The sequence below is a fragment of the Ruegeria sp. AE3 genome, from assembly GCF_056542225.1.
Map to the genome: position 1 here is coordinate 1 of NZ_JBQFZL010000002.1, position 20122 is coordinate 20122.

Below are 20122 nucleotides of genomic sequence, written 5' to 3' on the forward strand. Positions count from 1 at the left end.
CGGCAAAACGCTCCGGCCACCCGTCCCATAATCGCCCTCAGCGAAGGCAACGACCCCCGCATCACCAAAGGAGCCCTCAACGCGCAGAGGGCCAATCTGGCCGATATCATTCTGGTTGGCCCGTACGCCGAGGTCGAAGCAGCCCTGAAAGATCAGGGGGCTGCTGCCTCTCACGGAGTTGAGATCCATGACCCTGTGACTTCGGACCTGACCGAAGAATTTGCCCAGACCTTTTTCGAACTGCGCCAGCATAAAGGCGTCGACCGGGCCAAAGCCCGTGCTGCCGTTGAAACACCCCCCGTCTATGCCGCCATGCTGGTGCGCAGCGGACGCGCCACCGGCACCGTAGGAGGGGCCGTTCACACGACCGGCGAAATCGTCCGTGCAGCCATCCAAGTGATTGGCATGGCCCCCGATGCAGGAATGGTGTCATCCTTTTTCCTGATGTACCCGCCGGAAAACGCTCAGCCCGGGGCGCGGGCGATGCTCTATTCCGATTGCGGGCTGGTCATCAATCCGACCGCGGGCGAGCTGAGCAAGATTGCCATGGCATCCGCCACATCGGCCCGGACGCTGCTGCAGGTCGATCCAAAGATCGCGATGCTCAGCTTTTCCACGAAGGGCAGCGCCAAGCATCCGGACGCGGAAAAGGTGATCGAGGCTACAGAAATGCTGCGCCAGGCCGCGCCAGACCTGAACGTCGACGGTGAACTGCAATTCGACGCCGCCTTTGTACCTTCGGTTGGTGAGCGTAAATCACCGGGTTCGTCTGTCGCCGGGCAGGCCAACGTGATGATCTTTCCCAATCTTGATGCTGGCAATATCGGCTACAAAATCACCCAAAGACTGGGGGGCTACACCGCCATCGGACCGGTCTTACAGGGGCTGGCCAAACCCGCCAACGACCTGTCCCGCGGATGCAGCGCCGAGGATGTGACCCAGATGATCGCCGTGACCGCATTACAGGCAAATAGACTGTAACACTTAATTTTCGCACCGCTCCCGGAACGATGTTCTAAAATACCGAGGAAACTGACAAAATCCTCCTGACATAACCAACTGGACCCGCAAATGACCCATCAGCAGCCGATCCTTGATACGTCACCGAAAGTCTCGGACGAAATCCGCATGACCACCTGCTACATGTGCGCCTGCCGATGCGGCATCAACGTTCACATGAAAGACGGCAAGGTTGCTTATATCGAAGGCAATCGCGACCACCCGGTGAACAAGGGCGTCTTGTGTGCCAAGGGGTCCGCCGGGATCATGCAGGTCAACGCCCCTTCGCGCCTGCGCAAGCCACTGAAACGGGTCGGCCCGCGTGGCTCGGGTGAATTTGAGGAGATCAGCTGGGACGAAGCGCTGGAACTGGCTGTCAGCTGGCTGGAGCCAATCCGTAAAGACAACCCGGAAAAGCTGGCCTTTTTCACCGGCCGGGACCAAAGTCAGAGTTTTACCAGCTTCTGGGCGCAAAATTTCGGAACCTGCAACTATGCGGCGCATGGCGGCTTCTGTTCGGTCAACATGGCCGCGGGCGGCATCTATACGATGGGCGGCGCGTTCTGGGAATTCGGCCAGCCTGATTGGGACCATACCAAGCTGTTCATGTTGTTTGGCGTGGCCGAAGACCACGACTCCAACCCGATCAAAATGGGTATTGGCAAGATCAAAGCGCGCGGCGCACGTGTAATCGGCGTCAACCCCATCCGCAGCGGATACAATGCCGTCGCCGATGATTGGGTCGGCATCACACCGGGAACTGACGGGCTGTTCATCCTGTCATTGATCCATGTACTGATGAAAGCCGGAAAGATCGATCTCGACTATCTGAGCCGCTACACCAATGCCCCGGTTTTGGTGGACGCGTCCGAAGGCGCCGGAAACGGCCTGTTCCTGCGCGACGATGACGGAAAGCCCCTGGTCATCGACCGGAATACAGGCAAGCTGACGGCCTTCGACACGCCTGGCGTTCGCCCGGATTTGTCAGCGATCTACGAAAACGACGGTGTCGTTCATCGCCCTGTGTTTCACTTGATGGCGGAAAAATACCTGTCTGAGGAACACGCGCCCGAAGCTGTTGCCGAAAAATGCGGTATTCCCGCCAAGCGCATTCGCGCGATTGCTGCGGAACTGGCGCGCGTCGCCTTTGACGAGGCGTTCGAGCTGGATCACGAATGGACCGATTTCCGGGGCGAGAAACACACCAAGATGATTGGCCGCCCTGTTGCGATGCACTCGATGCGCGGCGTTTCGGCTCATGCCAATGGTTTCCAGACCTGCCGCGCGCTGCATGTGCTGCAGATCATCCTTGGCACGGTCGAGGTTCCCGGCGGCTTCCGCTTCAAGCCCCCCTACCCCAAACCGATCGAGGCGCACCCGACACCGCATTGCAAGGTGACGCCCAACTCGCCCCTGGATGGCCCGCATCTGGGTTTCGTCCGCGGCCCGGAACACCTTGCGCTGAAGAAAGATGGCAGCCCCGCACGGATCGACAAGGCTTTCACCTGGGAAAACCCGATGTCCAGCCACGGGCTGATGCATATGGTGATCTCGAACGCACATGCGGGCGACCCGTACAAGATCGATACGCTGTTCATGTACATGGCAAACATGTCGTGGAACTCGACCATGAACACCAAGGGTGTCATCGAGATGCTGACGGACAAGGGTGAAAACGGCGATTACGTGATCCCGCGCATCATCTATTCGGACGCCTATTCTTCCGAGATGGTGGCCTACGCGGACCTCGTCCTTCCGGATACAACCTACCTCGAACGCCACGACTGTATCTCGCTGCTGGATCGCCCGATTTGCGAGGCGGATGCGGCCGCTGACGCAATCCGCTGGCCTGTGATCGAACCGGACCGTGACGTGCGCGGGTTTCAGTCAGTATTGATCGATCTCGCAAACCGTATGAAACTTCCGGGCTTCACCCATGAAGACGGCAGCGCAAAATGGGTCGATTACGCCGACTATATCGTCAATCACGAACGCAAGCCGGGTATTGGCCCACTAGCCGGGTTCCGTGGCGAAAATGCCGACAAGGAAGGGCGCGGAGAAGTCAACCCGGATCAGTTGAACCGCTATATAGAGAACGGCGGCTTCTACGTGGCGCATATCCCGCAAGGCGCGGATTACTACAAACCATGGAATGCGGCCTATCAGGAATGGGCCGTGGGCATGGGGCTCTATGACAGCCCGCAGCCATACCTATTCCAACTCTACTCCGAGCCGATGCGCAAGTTTCAGCTGGCAGCCGAAGGCCATGGCGACCGACAGCCGCCTGATCATCTGCGCCAGCGGATCAAAGACACGATGGACCCACTTCCAATCTGGTACGAAACAGACCAGCAGGGCAACGACGGCTTCACTGTCAACGCGCTGACCCAGCGCCCGATGGCGATGTATCACAGCTGGGGCACGCAAAACGCCTGGCTGCGGCAGTTGCACGGGCGAAACCCGCTCTATGTTCCGACCAAGCTGATGCACAAGCACGGCCTGAGCGACGGAGATTGGGCCAAAATCACATCCCCTCATGGTGAGATTACCGTCCCTGTGATGGAAATGGCCGCCCTGAACGAAAACACCGTCTGGACATGGAACGCCATCGGCAAACGCAAAGGCGCCTGGGCCCTGCAGCATGACGCGCCCGAGGCCACTAAGGGCTTTTTGCTCAACCACCTGATCCACGAATTATTGCCGCCAAAAGGCGACGGGCTACGCTGGGCCAACTCCGACCCCATTACTGGTCAGGCCGCATGGTTTGACCTGAAAGTCAAAATCGAAAAGGCCGATGCGCCCGCCGATGCTCAGAGCCAGCCTCATTTTGACCCGATCAAATCACCGGTAGGAACTGGCCCTGCGAATTTGGCGTGGAAGGTGGGCGAATGACCTGGACCCGCTCTTCATCTGGCCACAAATATCCCGGGGGTGAATTGAGCCGCAGGCTCAAGAGGGGGCTGGCCCCCTCACCCGTCCTCAACAGCACAGGTATCCTGACATGACCCAGCTACCGAACTCCACCGAGCGCAAGATGGGTCTGGTGATCGACCTGGACACCTGCGTTGGGTGCCATGCCTGCGTGATTTCCTGCAAGGGCTGGAACACGGAGAATTATGGCGCGCCGCTGTCCGATCAGGATGCCTATGGCGCCAACCCGTCGGGCACTTTCCTGAACCGCGTGCATTCCTACGAGGTGCAACCGGCGGAAGGGCACGCGCAACTGATCCATTTCCCGAAATCCTGCCTGCACTGCGAAGACGCGCCCTGTGTTACCGTCTGCCCAACCGGGGCCAGTTACAAGCGGGTCGAGGATGGCATCGTGCTGGTCAATGAAAGCGACTGCATCGGGTGTGGCCTGTGTGCCTGGTCCTGCCCCTATGGCGCGCGTGAACTGGATAAGGCCGAGGGGGTGATGAAGAAATGCACCCTCTGCGTCGACCGGATCTACAACGAGAACCTGCCCGAGGTGGACCGGATTCCGTCCTGTGTTCGAACCTGTCCGGCGGGCGCGCGGCACTTTGGCGATCTGGGCAATCCGGACAGCGACGTCAGCAAGCTTGTTGCGGATCGCGGCGGAATGGACCTGATGCCCGAAATGGGCACCAAACCCGTCAATAAATATCTGCCGCCGCGCCCGAAAGACACGGTGGAAGATCAGATCGACATCCTGGCCCCCCTGTTGGCACCTGTCGCTGAAGAGCCCAAGGGCTTCCTCGGCTGGCTCGACAAGACGTTGGAGAAACTCTGATGCATCCTGCACCCTCCGTCATCCTCTTCACCACCCTGTCCGGTCTGGGCTTCGGTTTGCTCATCTTCCTTGGTCTTGGCTTTCCGGCCGTCTCGGGCTGGGTGGCCTTTGTGTTCTTCGCCATTGCTTACGGTCTGGCCGTCGGAGGGCTGATGGCCTCGACCTTCCACCTCGGCCACCCGGAACGGGCCTTGAAGGCTTTTACCCAATGGAAAACCAGCTGGCTCAGCCGTGAAGGCTGGTGTGCCGTGCTCGCCCTGGTCGTCATGGGACTTTATGCGATTGGCGTAGTGTTTCTGGATCGGCATTGGAGCCTGCTGGGTTGGGTCGGAGCCTTGATGTCACTGGCGACCGTGTTCACGACATCGATGATCTACACGCAACTCAAGACCATCCCGCGCTGGAATATGAACCTGACCCCCGCCATGTTCCTGAGCTTCAGTCTGGCGGGTGGTGCGTTGCTGGCGGGCCAGACACGTGTTGCTATTCCGCTTCTGCTGATCGCCGCTTTGGTTCAATTCTTGTATTGGAAGAAAGGCGACAAAGCGCTGGAGGCATCCGGAACGGATCTGGGCACGGCGACAGGTTTGGGTAACCGGGGCACAGTCAGAGCGTTCGAGCCACCGCATACCGGTACCAACTATCTGCTGCGTGAGTTTGTTCATGTGGTCGGGCGCAAACATGCACAGAAATTGCGGGTGATCTCGTTTGTATTGGCCTTTGTCCTGCCGGTTCTGTTGCTGGTCCTGCCATTCAACCATTTCCTGGCCCTGCTGGCGGTGGCATCGCATCTGGCGGGTGTCGCGACCTCGCGCTGGTTGTTCTTTGCGCAGGCTGAACATGTCGTTGGGCTTTATTACGGCAAACGTTGAGGGGGCTCTGCCCCCGCCGCGGCACACCGCGACTCCCCCGGGATATTTTTGGCCAGATGAAGTCTGGATCCTGAAAAAGAAAAAGGCGGCGCTCGGTAGTCGAGGCCGCCTTTTCCGGCTTCTGAAGACCGGGTCAGATGAGGCCCGCGTGTGCCATTGCTGCTTCAATCGCGGCCTTTGTGCTGTCTTCCAGCTCGGTCAGAGGCGAGCGGACTTCAGTGCTGCAGAGACCCAGTTTGCTGAGCGCGTATTTGGCGCCGACCAACCCGGGTTCGATAAAGATCGCTTCGTGCAGCGGCATCAGCTTGTCCTGGTATTCCAGTGCCTTTGCATAATCGCCCGACAATGTGGCCTGCTGGAATTCGGCGCAGAGTCTGGGAGCCACGTTTGCTGTGACTGAAATGCATCCGACACCGCCATGGGCATTGAAACCCAGTGCCGTGGCGTCTTCACCGGACAGTTGGCAGAAGTCCTTGCCACAGATCGCACGCTGCTGGCTGACGCGCGCCAGATCGCCCGTCGCATCCTTGACCCCGACAATACGCGGCAACCGGGCCAATTCGCCCATGGTGGCGGGGGTCATGTCGATGACCGATCGCCCGGGAATGTTGTAGATGATGATCGGAATATCCGCAGCCTCGTGCAGGGCTTGGAAATGCGCGATCAAGCCGCGTTGAGTCGGCTTGTTGTAGTAAGGTGTGACAACCAGCGCCGCATCTGCCCCAACTTTTTCGGCGAACTGAACGAACCGGACGGCTTCGACCGTATTGTTCGACCCGGCACCGGCAATAACCGGAACACGGCCAGCAGCCGTTTTGACCACTTCTTCGATGACCGTTTCGTGTTCGTCATGGCTGAGCGTCGGGCTTTCGCCGGTGGTTCCAACGGGCACCAGCCCGGTCGAGCCTTCGGAGATCTGCCATTCGACCAGATGTTTAAGCGTCTTCAGGTCCAACTCGCCGTTGTTGAACGGAGTGACGAGGGCTGGCATCGAGCCTTTGAACATGACACGCTCCTTAAGGTGCACATTGCGGTTTTTGCGCCTCGGCCTCTCACGTTTCCAGCTTTGTGAGTTGATCCCGCCGGCGCAGGGTTTATCCTCACAGGCTCTATCCTCGGTTGGTTGGGAAATGCAAGGGATGACACGCTTTCTGGCACTGTTGACTGGTGTGATTCTATACGCAGTGACGACACCGCAAGCCGCACGCGCGGATGCGGCCGGTGATTTGCGCGCCGGGCTCTATGAAATGCGCAAGGGCGACTGGAACGCGGCACTGCGCGTATCGGGCCAGCGCGGCTCGGTCTCGCGCGATGTCATTGTCTGGCACTGGCTGCGTGAGGGGTTTGGCAGCTCGGGCGATGTGCTGGTGTTTCTCGAACGCCGCCCGGATTGGCCCGGGCTGGATTGGCTGCGCCGCAAGAGTGAGCCGGTCTTTACCGGGGCCGATCCCGACAGGGTTCTGAAGTTTTACGCTGGCTTACCCCCTCAGACTGCTGAAGGCGCGCTGAACTATGCGGTGGCCCTTAAGGCCAAAGGGCGCATTGGCGAGGCGGAAGCCGACATCGTGACAGCCTGGCGTACCATGCCAATGGGATCGGGGTTGCAAAAAGACTATCTGGAAAATTTTGCCAAACTGCTGAAGCCGCACCATGCCGCGCGGCTGGACCGGATGCTGTGGGATGGCCATTTGGTCAGCGCAGAACAGATGCTGCCCCTGGTCAGCACGGATGAGCGCAAGCTGGCCGAAGCACGGATCGCGTTGCAGAAACGCCAGCCAGGCGTAGACGGCAAGGTGGCGGCGGTACCGAAGTCGCTGGCAGATGCGCCGGGGCTGGCATTCGACCGTTTTGTCTGGCGAGACAAGAAAGAACTGGATGACAGCGCCGTCGACCTGATGCTGGCACGGTCAACCGGACCGGAGGCTCTGGGCGAGCCTGACAAATGGGCCGAGGGTCGCCGCCGTCTGGCCCGGCTCGAGATGCGATCGGGGCGGGCAGCGCGTGCTTATGACGTAGCGGCCAAGCACCATATGACCCCCGAAATGGGATATTCCTATGCGGATCTCGAGTGGCTGGCCGGGTTTCTGGCCCTGCGCAAACTGAATGACCCTGCCACAGCCGTGCGGCACTTCCAGAATTTTTCGAATGCCGTGCAATCGCCGATCTCGAAAGGGCGCGGCGGCTATTGGCTGGGGCGAGCTTACGCCGAGCTTGGGGAAGCAGACAAAGCCTATGAGGCCTATGCGATGGGCGCGGATTATCAGACCTCTTTTTATGGTCTGCTGGCGGCGGAACGGATCGGACGGCCATTTGACAAGGAACTGGCCAATCCGCGTCGCGCGCCGCACTGGCGTCAGGCTGAGTTCGCCGCTTCCAGCGTTCTGGAAGCCGGGCTGCTGTTGCTGAAGGCCGGGGAAGACAACTTGTCCGAGAGGTTCCTGACGCATCTTGTCGAAGGTCTTGACCCTGTGCAGGCCAACCAGTTGGGCGACCTTGCAATTGAACTTAAGCAGCCGCATCTGGCCGTGATGATCGCCAAGCGGGCTGCGACCACGGGCACCATTTTGCCTGCGGCCTACTACCCGGTTCATCCGGTGGCCGACATGCGTCTGCCTATGGCCAAGGAAATGACGCTGGCCATCGCACGGCGCGAAAGCGAATTTGATCCGGTTGTCGTCAGCGGCGCGGGTGCGCGCGGCCTGATGCAGGTGATGCCCGCAACGGCCAAGCTGGTGGCCGGAGAGCTGGGGATACTCAGCGGCCATCAGACCGGTCGGTTGACGTCGGACTGGCAATACAACGCCAAGCTTGGCGCCAACTATCTTTCGGGCCTTGCGACCGAGTTCAACGGGAATGTCGTCATGATGGCGGCGGGTTACAATGCTGGTCCAAAGCGCCCGATCTCGTGGATGGAACGCTATGGTGATCCACGCACCGGCGAGGTGGATATCGTAGACTGGATCGAGACCATTCCGTTCGATGAGACGCGCAACTATGTGATGCGCGTGACCGAAAGCTTGCCGGTCTACCGCGCCCGACTGGGGCAGCCCGCCCTGCCGGTTCCGTTTTCGCAGGAACTGATCGGATCATCGCTGGCGGCGTTCGCGCCATAAGGTAAAAAGCCCTGCGGCTACAACAATCGCTGCGCCCGCGACAACTTCAGGGCGCAGTGTTTCACCAAAGATCGAAATCCCCAGAATCGCGCTCCAGACCAGGTGAAAATAGGCAAAGGGTTGGACGGCGCTGGCTTCGGCCATCTCATAACATTTGATCAGCAGCCAGTGCCCCGTTGCCCCGCTGACGCACAGCAACGCCATCCAGAGCCAGTCGCTGCGGGCCATTGGCTCCCAGAACCACATTCCAAACAGAGTCATGGCGACGGCGCCAACGACGCCGGTCCAGAAAAAGCTGGTGGCCGTGCTATCCTGACGTGCGACATAGCGCGTCAGCAGGCCATAGATCGCAAACAAAAACGCCGAGATCAGCGGTATGACGGCCCAAGGATCAAAGACACCAACGCCCGGCTGCAGAATGATCAGAACACCAATGCAACCAACGCCGATCGCGGCCCAGCGCCGCCATCCGACCTTTTCGTCCAGAACCGGACCGCTCAGCGCCGCGACAAGCAGGGGATAGCTTATGAAAACGGCCATACTGTCGATCAGACCGAGCACTGTGAAACCAAATACGGCGACGCAGATCTCGGTGGCCAGCAGCAGGCCCCGCAGGATCTGAAGACCCATCTGGTTCGTCTGCATGGCCGCCTTTAACCCGCCTGAGGATCGCGCCGCCAACGCAATGACAAAGGCCGCGAAGAACCAATAGCGGATCATCACCACCATGTAGGTGTTATAGGTTCCGGCCAAATGGCGTGAGATACCGTCCTGCAAGGCAAAGACAATCGTCGCGCCCACCATCAGGGCGATACCCGCACCTGCATTGTTTTTCTGCGTCATGCCTTGAGCGCCCGCGTCATGTGCCTCTTTCGGCCATAACCGGATGTACGGGTGACGGTGAAACCGGCATCCTGAAGCCCGCGTCGAACAAACCCGGCGGCCGTATATGTGGCTGCGGTACCATCGGTGGCTGTATGCGCCGCCACTTGCTGCATCAGATCTGCCCCCCACAATTCTGGGTTCTTGGCAGGAGAGAACCCGTCGAGGAACCAGGCGTTGGCCAGGCCAGTCCATTGCGGCAGGCTGTTGCGCGCATCGCCGATGATCACTTCGCATTGAAGGGTTTCAAGACTGCACGCGCGACCTGTCCAATGGGCCAGAAACCGGCTGCACCACGGGTGCAACTCGGGGAAGGCCTCAAGCGCGTGACGCATATCATCCGTGGCCATGGGAAAGGCTTCGAAACTGGTGAACCGAAGCGGCCCTGTTTGGCCGGATTTCTCCCATTCAGACCAGACCGTCAGCAGGTTCAGACCGGTGCCAAAGCCCAGCTCGGCAATATGAAACCCCGGCGCAAAACGTTCTGGCAGATCATTACCTGCAAGAAACACATGGCGCGTCTCTTCCAGCCCGTTCTGCAACGAGTAATAGGGATCGTCGAAACGGTCCGAGACCGGTATCTGATCCTCGGTCCACGTCAATTCGGCATGCTGGTCTGCCATTGGGGAATCCTGTAGCTAAGCGGCGCGACACTGAACAAGGAAAAGGGAATTGGCAATGATCGATGTGACGGTTCGCGGGGCAGGAATTTTCGGCCTGTCCATCGCCTGGACCTGCGCCCGTCGGGGCGCGAAGGTGCAGGTCGTCGATCCTTTTGGGCCGGGCTCCGGGTCCAGCGGCGGTCTGGTGGGGGCCTTGGCCCCGCACGTGCCTGAAAACTGGAATGCTAAGAAAGCTTTCCAATTCGACAGCCTGATCATGGCCGAACCCTTTTGGCATCAGGTCGAGGGTACCGGCGGCGTTTCTCCCGGCTACGGGCGGCTGGGCCGTCTTCAACCCATTCCTGACGCCCGCAGTCTGGATCTGGCCCGGCAACGCGAAGGTTCAGCCGATCAGCTTTGGCAGGGGCGGGCAGAATGGCGGGTGATCAGCACATCGCAGGCCGGATCGTGGTGCCCGCCCAGCCCCACCGGCTTTGTCATCCGCGATACGCTGACGGCGCGCATGCATCCCCGGCGGGCCTGCGCCGCTCTGGTTGCAGCCCTTGAGGTCATGGGTGTCCACGTTGTCAGTAGCGCTGATGATAAAGGGCAGGTTGTCCACGCCACGGGCCTAGCCGGATTACTTGAACTGAACGACGCCTACGGAAAGACCGTCGGAAACGGTGTCAAAGGTCAGGCCGCCCTGTTGCGCTTTGACGCGGGAGAGGTGCCACAGCTTTTCGCGGATGCGGTCCATATCGTGCCACATGCGGACGGAACACTTGCAATCGGATCAACGTCTGAACGGGACTATGACGACCCAACCAGCACAGACAGTGCATTGGACGATATCATAGACCGGGCCACGCGCGCGCTGCCGCTTTTGCACGGGGCCGAGGTGATCGAACGTTGGGCCGGGGTGCGTCCCCGCAGCAAAAGCCGCGCCCCGATGTTGGGCCTGCATCCGTTGCATCAGGGTCAGTTCATCGCCAATGGCGGTTTCAAGATCGGCTTTGGCATGGCTCCGAAAGTGGCCGATGTTATGGCCGATCTGATGCTGGAGGACAGGGATTCGATCCCCGATGACTTCCGCCCCGGAGCCTCACTGTGATAGGGCCACAGCTTTCATGCATTGCCGCCCATCCGGGCCGCGCACCCACATGTCCTGACCGTTCCGGCACAGCTGGGCAGTCTCGAAATGCATCAACGGCGAGGTCGCACGGAAAGAAAACGACTTGAGTGGTCCGCCAAGATCAACTGCAAACAGCATCAGAAGCTGCGCCAGAAGTGGCCCGTGCACAACCAGCCCTGCATATCCTTCCACATCGCGCGCATAGTCCAGATCGTAGTGAATGCGATGGCCGTTGAAGGTCAGCGCTGAGTAGCGAAACAGCAGGGTGGTATCGAACGCAACCGCGTGGATATCCGTTTCATCCGTGCGTGAACGAGGCGGCGTTTGAGTTATTGCATCCGGCGTGGGGTCTTCACGATAAACAAGGTCCTGCCATTCTGTCAGACAAAGTTGGCCACCTTGCCGTATCTCATGCCGCAACGTGACAAAACCCAACGGTCCGGAGCGCCCTGTTTTTGCGCTTTGGTTTTCAAGAACCGATGTCCTGTCAGCAGGGATACCCGCGATCAGCGGTGCATGAAATTCCAATTGCCCACCGGCCCACATTCTGCGGGGCAATCCCATATCCGGGATCAGGCCACCCACCTTGGGATGCCCATCCCGCCCCAGCGCAGCAGGCGGTTGCGGCGCCCAGAAATAGAGCTGATGGAAGAATGGCGGCAGAGCTGAGCCTTTGGCAATTGTTGGCTCAGAGCCCAACGCAACCTGAAACGAAGCGGCACGGGCCGGGTCAAGGATATCGCTTTGACTTTGTTCCAACATATGCGCAGTCCAAGCTCAGAAACCGGCCTCGACCCTGAGTTTCTGCATCAGCATGTGCAGTGACTTTTCATACCGTTCGGACAGCAACTTTCCCTGTTCGTCGAATTCATTCGAACTGTCAGCGAGGTGGATTTCCGGACCCTGCAAGATGCGGGGCTGAAAGGGCACCATGCAAGCGCGCAGGATCATCTGCGCCCTTTCCCCACCAGCGCGGCCACCCGCCGCCGACATCACGGCAACCGGCTTGCCCGCCCATGGATTGCCTTTCGTCCGGCTGACCCAGTCCAGCGCGTTTTTCAGAACGCCCGAAGGCCCTTTGTTGTACTCGGGCGTCGAGATGATCACCGCATCCGCCTGCCCGATCTGGTCGGCCAGCATCTGAACAGATGCCGGTATCCCTTCGGCATCCTCCAGATCGCCATCATAAAGCGGCAAGTTCAGGTCTGCTTCGGCATAGCTGACAGGGTCGAACAACCGGGCCGCTTCGCGCAGCAGCTTGCGGTTCGTCGCGTCCTTGCGCAGGGAGCCGGACAGGCCAAGCAGGGTCAGTTGAGACATCAGGGACAACTCCGTTTCAGTGTTTCCCATTAGTTAGACCGAGATTGACCCCGACCAAACCCCCATTGACGCACAGTCATTGCGCAACAGGGGATGTGCCAGACCGGTCCTGCGTTTCAGGATCACGCGTTTCCGCTGGGGACCACAACAATCTCAACCCGCCGGTTTTGCGCTTTTCCTTGCGGCGTTAGGTTGGACGCGACCGGGTTGTTTTCACCCTGACCGTAGGTTCTGATACGGCTGTAGCTGACACCATTGGCTTGCAGGATATCCGCGACCGCGTTTGCGCGACGCTCGGACAATCCCTGATTATAAGACGCGTCGCCGTCGCTGTCGGTATGACCAATGATCTGCACGTTCGAGTTGGGATAGTTGACAAGGTTCTGGCCCACTTTCACCAGATCCGCCCGCAGCGCCGGGCGCACGGTCGAGCTGTCCGTGTCAAACGTAATGTCATTCGGGACGGTCACGATCAGCCGGTCACCCGCATTGACGATGGTAATCCCGTCATTTGCCAGTTGCTGACGCAATTCCGCAGCCTGCTTGTCCAACTGGTTGCCGATCAGACCGCCACCCGTGGCACCAATGGCGGCACCGGCCAGCGCCCCAAGACCCGGGTTCGAATTATTGGCAATCGCGCCGACACCCGCGCCGATAAGGCCACCCAGAACCGCACCCTGCTTCGTATTTTTGTTGGGGTCGTTCTGAACGGTCAGGGTGCCAGGATCGGTACAGGCCGTCACGGCCATGATTGAACACAGGCCTGTCGCCAGAAAAAACTTTGAAATCGTCATGATATCACCTTCTGCTCCGGTACCCGTTCTTCGGGCTTGATCCATTTCACCCAGTATATCACTGCGCTTGCTCACAGGCTCAAGCAACAATGCGGTGAAATAGGCGAATACCCGCCAAAGGCCATTCATACCGGTTCCGCAAAGGTGCCCGCGTGCTGTTGTTCCTGCCAGAGATCACGCAAAGATTTACCTTGCCCCAGAAATCTTTCGTCAGTGTGTTCACTGGACCAGATGCGATCGGTTCTGAAATGGCGAAAGCCGCTTCGCATTTCACACCACCCTGCCAGCAACGTGCATTCGATATGATAGATCAGCGCTAGCGGGCGCACCACGCGGATGGTTTGTTCGCCTTCACCATCTACGTAAGTGATGCGAATTTTCCGTTCTGCCCGAATAGCTTCGCGATAATGCGAAACAGAAACACATCCCTTCTCGGGATCATCCGCCGGAGCCCCCCAGGGTGAAACCTGCAACCAATCGGTCGGGCTATGCAGTGCATCGATCTTCCGACAGATTCGACTTGCAGCGCGCTGCAAGTGGCTGTCGCCGGTGCGCGCCAGAAGAGACAGGCCAACCCACAGAGCCTCAACCTCTTCGGCGTCGAAATTCAGCGGCGGCAAATCGTAACCACGCCGCATCATGTAGCCGACACCGGCCTCACCTTCGATGGGTGTTCGCTGGGCCTGCAATTCGGCAATGTCACGATAGACGGTGCGCATGGACACCTCCAGCCGGGTGGCCAGTGCTTCCGCCGTGACCGGCGCACTTGCGGCCCGCAAGATCTGGATGATTTCAAACAAACGGGTCGAACGGCGCATCGCATTCTCCTGACACTCTGCTGACACCCTAGCACACCCCACTGACAACATGCTGTCAGCAGTGACGCGCGATAATGGGTGGATATCACACAAGGAGCCAAGAAATGCCGCACCTCGACAACCACGTCATGATGACACTGAAGCTTGGTCAATGGTCACAGGATCACACACTGCGTGCCTTCGAGATTGAACGTGAGCTCGCGCAGGAGCGCCATTGCCGCCAGCCGGTTTCGACGAAACGAACAAGACGCATTTCGCTGGGCAACCTGAAGATGCTGTGGGCCGGAATTGTCTGAGATCAGAAATCGGGCTGGGCGCGAAATTTCATCGAGTGCCCGCCCTCGGGATGCTTCAGGCGCAGTTCTTCGGAATGCAGCATCAATCTGGGAAATTCCCTTGCCGCACCTGTTGCATAGAACGGATCGCCCAGAATCGGGTGACCCAATGCCTGCATATGAACGCGCAACTGATGAGACCGCCCGGTTTTGGGAAACAAACGTAGGCGAGAGGTCTCGCCCTCATGTTTCACGACGCGCCAATCGGTGACAGCAGGTTTACCCGTATCATGACACACAATTTGTCTGGGTCGGTTAGGCCAGTCCACGATCAACGGCAGGTCAACGGTGCCGGTCTTTGGCTCCATCCGCCCCCAGACACGGGCAATATAGGTTTTCCGGGTCTGCCGCTTTTCGAACTGCATACTCAGATGCCGCTGCGCATGGGGTGTTTGGGCAAAAACCATGACACCTGATGTGTCCCGGTCCAGTCGATGCACAAGCAACGCCTGAGGGAAAGCTGCCTGCACGCGTGTCAGAAGACAATCAGCCAGATGCTCGCCCCGCCCCGGCACAGAAAGCAGACCTGACGGTTTGTTCACCACAATCAGCTGCGCATCTTCGTGCAGCACGTCCAGCGCGGTTTGCGGGGGGGCATAGGTTTCGGTCATGCGGGCCTGCCTATCTCAGCACGCACCTTCCCGCAACGTCGTCCTTGCGCGCACGGTCATGATCAGTGAACTTCTGCGCAGGAGGACAGGACATGCACCCCACAATTGAACGACTGCAAGAGGTTGTCGCCAAGGGCGATGAGGCGCTGATCCACGATCTGCTGGCCGAAGATGTGCAGTTCCTGCCACCAACCTATTACAGCACCTGGACCGGGCGCTCACCTGTGGCTGCCGTTCTTGGTCATGTCGGGCAGGTCTTTTCCGACTTCCGGTATCGCAGGATCATGGGCGCTGGCAACGATTGGGCACTGGAGTTTCAATGCAAGATTGGAGATCTGGACGGCATTGGCGTTGACCTCATTACGCTGAACGAGGATGGTCTGATCCAAATCTTCGAAGTGGCCATGCGCCCCTACAAAACAGTCGGCGCATTACGCGAGGCGATGATGGCGCGCGTGATGACTGACGCTCGTTTTCTGGAATTCAAAAACGCCCTGACGTGACTTGATGATGCGCACTCTGATAGCACCCGACCAGGTTTTACGTGTGCCCTTGTTGCCCATTCTGGCCGCGCAAGCCCTTTTGGTGCGCCGCAATGCCCGGCTTTTGCCGGAGCCGACTGGCCCGCGAGCGGGCCGAACAGGGCGTGGCCCCCGCCTGCGTCTGCTGATCACCGGCGACAGCTCGGCGGCCGGAGTGGGCGCGGGAACTCAGGCGCAGGCCTTGTCGGGGCAGCTTGTGGACCGGCTGACCAGACACCACACGGTTGAATGGCAACTTGAGGCCACCACAGGGCACACGACGCTGGATACGATTGACCGCCTGAGCCGCATAAAGGGCGAATTCGATGCGGTGGTCACTGCTTTGGGGGTGAACGATGTCACCCGCGCCGTCTCTTGCCGCACATTTGCGGATCGTCAGGCGCAGCTTATCAACATCCTGACAAAAGACCTGGGGGCGCGGCGCATAATCATCACCGGCGTTCCGCAAATGAACAGGTTTCCCGCCCTGCCACACCCATTGGCCTGGGTGCTTGGCCGTCAGGCTGCGCGGCTGGATAATGCGTTGCAACAGGTTGTTTCCGTCCATTCACACGTGCAACATCTAAGGCTTGATCTGCCCGACGACCCGGCCCTGGCGGCACCGGACGGCTATCACCCAAGCCCCCGGGCCTATGCGCTGTGGGCAGATGCTGCAGCACGCCTGTTGCTTCAGGCCTGAGCCCGCGCCTGCCGGATCATCGGGATCGAGTAAATGACCAATGCCACCCAGATCAGGGGGAATGCGATCATGCGTCCGGTGTCGATTTTCTCACCAAACAGAGTGATGGCTGTAATGAAAATCATAGTCGGCGCAATGTACTGCAGGATGCCCATGGTCGACAGGCGCACCAGCTTGGCCCCGTTCGCATAGACCAGCAATGGAACCGCCGTGACGATACCGGCGCAGGACAACAGTAGGGTATCAGACATCGCGACCCCAAAATGGCCTGTGCCTTGCACGCCCAGCCAGGTGACATAAGCCAAGGCCGGGATCAAAAGGATCAGGACCTCAAGCAGAAAGCCCTGGTTGGGACCAATTGGAAGGGATCTCTTGAAGAACGCATAGAAACCCCAGCTGACCATCAAACTCAGCGCCGCCCAGGGAAGCCGCCCTGCCTCGAGAACAAGTACAAGAACGCCCAACGCGGCAAGCCCCACCGCAAACAATTGAGTCCGCGTCAGGGGCTCACGCAGCAGAATTGCGCCCAACGCAATACTGAAAAGCGGGTTGATGTAATACCCAAGCGCCGCGTCCAGCGCGTGCCCCGTCGAGATCGCCCAAACATAAATCGCCCAGTTCACGGAAATCAGCGCCGCCGTCAAAGCTGCCATGGCCAGCATCCGGGGATTGCCCAGTGCAGCTTTCAAGTCCCGGGTACGCCCCAGCGCGACCAGAAGCAAACCTGCAACCGGAACAGACCAGATAACCCGATGCGCCACCACCTCAACCGGTCCAATGTGATCCATCGCCTTCATATAAAGCGGCAGAAATCCCCACAGGACATACGCCGTGAAAGCTAAAGCCAGACCTTTGGGCGTGTCCGCATTCTGAGGTGGTAAAGGCGTGTCTGTCACGAAGGTTCTCCGGTTGATACCGGTTTCGTTTACGGCAGAACTGAACGGATTGAAAACTCTGAAAACAGTGAACTGTCACATAACGATTTGTGATAAGTTAGCTGACCGCAGCTGTTGCCGCCAAAATGCGAGGCTCTGCCTCGCGCTCCAGGATATTTAGAGCCAGGTGAAGCAAGGGATCCGCACTTCATCTGGCCCAAAATATCCCGGGGGAGTCGCCCGGCACGGGCGGCGGGGGCAGAGCCCCCAGCCCTGTCTGTCAGACCTTCACCCGTTCGGATTTCGGGTCATACATCGGTTTAAGCGATGCTTCGGCTTTGACCTTCACGCCGCAAACATCGATCTCATAGGTTGAACCCAGAACGTCTGCGGCCTTTTCACCTTCGCACGGTACATAGCCCATTCCGATGGCACCGCCGAGGCTGTGACCGTAGTTGCCGGAACTCAGGTAGCCGACATATTCGCCATCACGCACGATCGGCTCGTTGTGGAACAACAACGGTTCAGGGTCGGTCAGACGGAACTGTACCAGACGGCTTTTGGGGCCGCTTTCTTTTCGTGCAATCACCGCCTCACGCCCGATAAAATCACAACCTTTGTCCACCTTGACGGCAAAGCCAAGACCAGCATCAACCACGTGATCCTCACAGGTGATATCATGGCCGAAATGGCGGAAACCCTTTTCGATCCGGCAGCTGTCCATCATGTGCATACCACACAGCTTCAGCCCCATGTCCTGACCGGCCTCATGCAGTGTCTCGAAGACGTGGCCCGCCATGTCCGAGGAAACATAGATTTCCCACCCAAGCTCACCCACATAGGTCACACGATGAGCGCGGGCGAGGCCCATTCCGATCTCGATTTCCTGCGCGGTGCCAAAGGGGTTGTTCGCGTTTGTGAAATCATTGGGCGAGACTTTTTCCAGCAAAGCCCGAGCGTTTGGCCCCATGACAGCGAGAACGCCTTCACCCGCTGTGACATCTGTAATGACCACGTTGAAATCCCCGACATGGCGCATCATCCATGTCTGATCCGCCAAGCGTGTGGCTGCGGGGGTCACGACCAGATAGGTAGTTTCGGTCAGGCGGGTCACGGTGACATCCGCTTCGATCCCGCCCGTGCGGTTCAAAAACTGTGTATAGACGATCTTGCCGACAGGGACCGAGTAGTCTCCCCCGCCGATGTAGTTCATGAACTTTTCAGCGTCAGGGCCTTCCACGCGAATCTTGCCGAAGGAAGACATGTCATACATGCCCACATTCTCGCGCACGGCTCTGTGCTCGGCAGCGGAATTCTCGAACCAGTTCTGGCGCCTCCAGCTGTACCGGTATTCGCGCTCCTGCCCTTCATTCGCGTACCAATTGGCACGTTCCCAACCTGCGAGTTCGCCAAAAACGGCGCCTTGTTCTTTCAGGTGATGGTGGAACGGGGTTCGGCGCACACCGCGCGCGGTGACTTTCTGACGATAGGGATAGTGATCGGCGTAGAGCAGTCCCAACGTTTCTTTTGAGCGTTCATAAAGGTACTTCTTATTGCCCTGAAACGGCTGCATCCGACCGATATCAACATCGCCCAGATCAAAGGGCTTTTCACCAGTATCCATCCACTCGGCCAGCGACATGCCCGCGCCACCGGCGGACTGGATACCGATCGAGTTGAACCCGGCCGCGATCCAGATGTTGTCCATCTCGGGCGCCAAACCCAGGTGATAGGCGTCGTCGGGAGTAAAGGATTCGGGGCCGTTGAAGAAGGTGTGAATACCCGCCTCGGACAGCATAGGCATCCGGTTGCAGGCCGCTTCGAGGATTGGTTCGAAGTGGTCGAAATCCTCGGGCAGTTGGTCGAACTCGAAGCTGTCAGGAATACCGTTCATGGCCCAGGGTTTGGCATTGGGCTCGAATGCGCCCAACATCATTTTGCCCGCGTCTTCCTTGTAGTAGGCGCATTCATCCGGCACCCGCAGAACCGGCATTTGGCTCAACCCTTCAATGGGTTCAGAGACGATGTAGAAATGTTCGCAGGCGTGCAGCGGCACATTCACGCCGGCCATCTTGCCTACCTCGCGCCCCCACATTCCCGCGCAATTGACAACCATATCACAGGCGATATGCCCTTGGGTTTGCCCGTCATCACTGACCCAGTCGACACCGGTTGCACGCCGTCCGTGCCGGGAAATCCCGGTCACCTTCACCCGTTCCTTGATCACCCCACCGCGTTGACGCGCACCCTTGGCCAACGCCAAGGCAATATTAGCAGGATCCGCCTGGCCATCGGTTGGCAACCAAACGCCACCTGCCACGCCGTCGAGGTTGATGTGCTCATATCGCTCTTTGACTTCGGTCGGTGACAGCTCTTCGACCGGCACGCCAAAGGCACGGGCCATTGCCGCATTTCGGTGAAGCTCTTCCAACCGCTCACTGGTCAGGGCGACCGAAACGGACCCGACCTGACGCAGGCCGGTGGCGACACCGGTCTCTTCCTCAAGGCCCAGATAAAGCTCGGCGGAATAGCGCGCCAGTTTGGTCATGTTGGAAGAGGCGCGCAGTTGCCCGATCAGGCCCGCCGCGTGCCAGGTGGTGCCGCTTGTCAGTTGCTTGCGCTCTAGAAGAACAACATCAGTCCAGCCCTTCTTGGTCAGATGATACGCGACCGAACATCCGATGACGCCGCCACCGATGATGACCACTCGGGCCTTGTTGGGAAGATCAACCATCCTGAAATCTCCGCTGTGTCAGGTTTGGCGTAAACTGCCATGGAAGATCGACAACAAATGCAC

The 20122-nt window shown here is 59.0% G+C and carries 19 protein-coding genes; 9 read left to right on the top strand and 10 right to left on the bottom strand.

Annotation, left to right across the window (positions count from 1 at the left end):
- From pta to ACR0NZ_RS06765, 4 genes are all read left to right on the top strand, one after another.
- Positions 1–981, top strand: a 981-nt coding sequence (pta, locus tag ACR0NZ_RS06750; protein ID WP_480517788.1) for a phosphate acetyltransferase, incomplete at its 5' end; no start/stop codon positions are given.
- Between the two features lie 90 nt (positions 982–1071).
- Positions 1072–3891 carry a molybdopterin oxidoreductase family protein gene (locus ACR0NZ_RS06755; protein WP_480517790.1) on the top strand — a complete coding sequence of 940 codons (2820 nt, stop codon included), beginning with the start codon at positions 1072–1074 and terminating at the stop codon, positions 3889–3891.
- A 109-nt stretch (positions 3892–4000) separates the two neighbouring features.
- Complete coding sequence (locus ACR0NZ_RS06760) at positions 4001–4750, top strand: 4Fe-4S dicluster domain-containing protein (RefSeq protein WP_480517792.1); 750 nt, start codon at positions 4001–4003, stop codon at positions 4748–4750.
- Positions 4750–5622, top strand: a complete 873-nt coding sequence (locus ACR0NZ_RS06765) for a dimethyl sulfoxide reductase anchor subunit family protein (protein ID WP_480517794.1) — start codon at positions 4750–4752, stop codon at positions 5620–5622. Before ACR0NZ_RS06760 ends, ACR0NZ_RS06765 begins: the two co-directional genes overlap by 1 nt.
- Before the next feature lie 133 nt (positions 5623–5755).
- On the opposite strand, the gene dapA is transcribed toward ACR0NZ_RS06765, so the two are convergent.
- Positions 5756–6628, bottom strand: coding sequence for a 4-hydroxy-tetrahydrodipicolinate synthase (dapA, locus tag ACR0NZ_RS06770; protein WP_480474109.1), 873 nt, complete (start codon positions 6626–6628; stop codon positions 5756–5758).
- A gap of 133 nt (positions 6629–6761) precedes the next feature.
- On the opposite strand from dapA, the gene ACR0NZ_RS06775 reads away from it, so the two are divergent.
- Positions 6762–8735 carry a lytic transglycosylase domain-containing protein gene (locus ACR0NZ_RS06775; protein ID WP_480517796.1) on the top strand — a complete coding sequence of 658 codons (1974 nt, stop codon included), beginning with the start codon at positions 6762–6764 and terminating at the stop codon, positions 8733–8735.
- Here ACR0NZ_RS06775 and ACR0NZ_RS06780 read toward each other — a convergent pair.
- Together ACR0NZ_RS06780 and mnmC2 are read right to left on the bottom strand one after the other, a co-directional pair.
- Positions 8709–9578 (bottom strand): DMT family transporter, encoded by an 870-nt coding sequence (locus tag ACR0NZ_RS06780; protein ID WP_480517798.1) that lies wholly within the window; start codon positions 9576–9578, stop codon positions 8709–8711. The genes ACR0NZ_RS06775 and ACR0NZ_RS06780 overlap by 27 nt on opposite strands.
- Positions 9575–10240 (bottom strand): tRNA (5-methylaminomethyl-2-thiouridine)(34)-methyltransferase MnmC2, encoded by a 666-nt coding sequence (mnmC2, locus tag ACR0NZ_RS06785; protein ID WP_480517800.1) that lies wholly within the window; start codon positions 10238–10240, stop codon positions 9575–9577. Before mnmC2 ends, ACR0NZ_RS06780 begins: the two co-directional genes overlap by 4 nt.
- Positions 10241–10295: 55 nt before the next feature.
- Between mnmC2 and ACR0NZ_RS06790 the strand changes: the two genes are divergently transcribed.
- Entirely contained in the window at positions 10296–11330 is a 1035-nt protein-coding gene (locus ACR0NZ_RS06790; protein ID WP_480517802.1) for an NAD(P)/FAD-dependent oxidoreductase, read from the top strand.
- Here the strand turns inward: ACR0NZ_RS06790 and ACR0NZ_RS06795 are convergent.
- From ACR0NZ_RS06795 to ACR0NZ_RS06810, 4 genes are all read right to left on the bottom strand, one after another.
- Entirely contained in the window at positions 11322–12113 is a 792-nt protein-coding gene (locus tag ACR0NZ_RS06795) for an HTD2 family dehydratase (RefSeq protein WP_480474114.1), read from the bottom strand. The genes ACR0NZ_RS06790 and ACR0NZ_RS06795 overlap by 9 nt on opposite strands.
- A gap of 15 nt (positions 12114–12128) precedes the next feature.
- On the bottom strand, positions 12129–12671 hold the full coding sequence (locus tag ACR0NZ_RS06800; RefSeq protein ID WP_480517804.1) for an NADPH-dependent FMN reductase: 543 nt from the start codon (positions 12669–12671) through the stop codon (positions 12129–12131).
- A gap of 122 nt (positions 12672–12793) precedes the next feature.
- Positions 12794–13465, bottom strand: a complete 672-nt coding sequence (locus tag ACR0NZ_RS06805; RefSeq protein WP_209505259.1) for a YiaD family glycine zipper/OmpA-like lipoprotein — start codon at positions 13463–13465, stop codon at positions 12794–12796.
- A gap of 125 nt (positions 13466–13590) precedes the next feature.
- A complete protein-coding gene (locus ACR0NZ_RS06810) occupies positions 13591–14283 on the bottom strand; it encodes a helix-turn-helix transcriptional regulator (protein ID WP_480517806.1) in 693 nt (230 codons plus the stop codon).
- A 104-nt stretch (positions 14284–14387) separates the two neighbouring features.
- Here ACR0NZ_RS06810 and ACR0NZ_RS06815 point away from each other — a divergent pair, with 104 nt between their 5' ends.
- Positions 14388–14579, top strand: coding sequence for a hypothetical protein (locus ACR0NZ_RS06815; protein WP_480484088.1), 192 nt, complete (start codon positions 14388–14390; stop codon positions 14577–14579).
- 2 nt (positions 14580–14581) lie between these two features.
- Here ACR0NZ_RS06815 and ACR0NZ_RS06820 read toward each other — a convergent pair whose 3' ends face one another.
- A complete protein-coding gene (locus ACR0NZ_RS06820; RefSeq protein ID WP_480517808.1) occupies positions 14582–15229 on the bottom strand; it encodes an RluA family pseudouridine synthase in 648 nt (215 codons plus the stop codon).
- A gap of 92 nt (positions 15230–15321) precedes the next feature.
- Here ACR0NZ_RS06820 and ACR0NZ_RS06825 point away from each other — a divergent pair, with 92 nt between their 5' ends.
- Together ACR0NZ_RS06825 and ACR0NZ_RS06830 are read left to right on the top strand one after the other, a co-directional pair.
- Positions 15322–15732 carry a nuclear transport factor 2 family protein gene (locus ACR0NZ_RS06825; protein WP_480474118.1) on the top strand — a complete coding sequence of 137 codons (411 nt, stop codon included), beginning with the start codon at positions 15322–15324 and terminating at the stop codon, positions 15730–15732.
- A gap of 4 nt (positions 15733–15736) precedes the next feature.
- Positions 15737–16450, top strand: coding sequence for an SGNH/GDSL hydrolase family protein (locus ACR0NZ_RS06830; protein ID WP_480517810.1), 714 nt, complete (start codon positions 15737–15739; stop codon positions 16448–16450).
- Here the strand turns inward: ACR0NZ_RS06830 and rarD are convergent.
- A complete protein-coding gene (gene rarD / locus ACR0NZ_RS06835; RefSeq protein WP_480517812.1) occupies positions 16441–17346 on the bottom strand; it encodes an EamA family transporter RarD in 906 nt (301 codons plus the stop codon). The genes ACR0NZ_RS06830 and rarD overlap by 10 nt on opposite strands.
- A 259-nt stretch (positions 17347–17605) precedes the next feature.
- On the bottom strand, positions 17606–20059 hold the full coding sequence (locus tag ACR0NZ_RS06840; protein WP_480517814.1) for a GcvT family protein: 2454 nt from the start codon (positions 20057–20059) through the stop codon (positions 17606–17608).
- Positions 20060–20122: the final 63 nt, after the last annotated feature.

Coding starts and splice junctions, on each gene's coding strand:
- ACR0NZ_RS06790 (WP_480517802.1), top strand. CDS start 10,296: ATGATCGATGTGACGGTTCGCGGGGCAGGAATTTTCGGCCTGTCCATC.
- ACR0NZ_RS06780 (WP_480517798.1), bottom strand. CDS start 9,578: ATGACGCAGAAAAACAATGCAGGTGCGGGTATCGCCCTGATGGTGGGC.
- ACR0NZ_RS06815 (WP_480484088.1), top strand. CDS start 14,388: ATGCCGCACCTCGACAACCACGTCATGATGACACTGAAGCTTGGTCAA.
- mnmC2 (WP_480517800.1), bottom strand. CDS start 10,240: ATGGCAGACCAGCATGCCGAATTGACGTGGACCGAGGATCAGATACCG.
- dapA (WP_480474109.1), bottom strand. CDS start 6,628: ATGTTCAAAGGCTCGATGCCAGCCCTCGTCACTCCGTTCAACAACGGC.
- ACR0NZ_RS06765 (WP_480517794.1), top strand. CDS start 4,750: ATGCATCCTGCACCCTCCGTCATCCTCTTCACCACCCTGTCCGGTCTG.
- ACR0NZ_RS06820 (WP_480517808.1), bottom strand. CDS start 15,229: ATGACCGAAACCTATGCCCCCCCGCAAACCGCGCTGGACGTGCTGCAC.
- ACR0NZ_RS06825 (WP_480474118.1), top strand. CDS start 15,322: ATGCACCCCACAATTGAACGACTGCAAGAGGTTGTCGCCAAGGGCGAT.
- ACR0NZ_RS06795 (WP_480474114.1), bottom strand. CDS start 12,113: ATGTTGGAACAAAGTCAAAGCGATATCCTTGACCCGGCCCGTGCCGCT.
- ACR0NZ_RS06840 (WP_480517814.1), bottom strand. CDS start 20,059: ATGGTTGATCTTCCCAACAAGGCCCGAGTGGTCATCATCGGTGGCGGC.
- ACR0NZ_RS06810 (WP_480517806.1), bottom strand. CDS start 14,283: ATGCGCCGTTCGACCCGTTTGTTTGAAATCATCCAGATCTTGCGGGCC.
- ACR0NZ_RS06800 (WP_480517804.1), bottom strand. CDS start 12,671: ATGTCTCAACTGACCCTGCTTGGCCTGTCCGGCTCCCTGCGCAAGGAC.
- ACR0NZ_RS06830 (WP_480517810.1), top strand. CDS start 15,737: ATGATGCGCACTCTGATAGCACCCGACCAGGTTTTACGTGTGCCCTTG.
- ACR0NZ_RS06760 (WP_480517792.1), top strand. CDS start 4,001: ATGACCCAGCTACCGAACTCCACCGAGCGCAAGATGGGTCTGGTGATC.
- ACR0NZ_RS06805 (WP_209505259.1), bottom strand. CDS start 13,465: ATGACGATTTCAAAGTTTTTTCTGGCGACAGGCCTGTGTTCAATCATG.
- ACR0NZ_RS06775 (WP_480517796.1), top strand. CDS start 6,762: ATGACACGCTTTCTGGCACTGTTGACTGGTGTGATTCTATACGCAGTG.
- ACR0NZ_RS06755 (WP_480517790.1), top strand. CDS start 1,072: ATGACCCATCAGCAGCCGATCCTTGATACGTCACCGAAAGTCTCGGAC.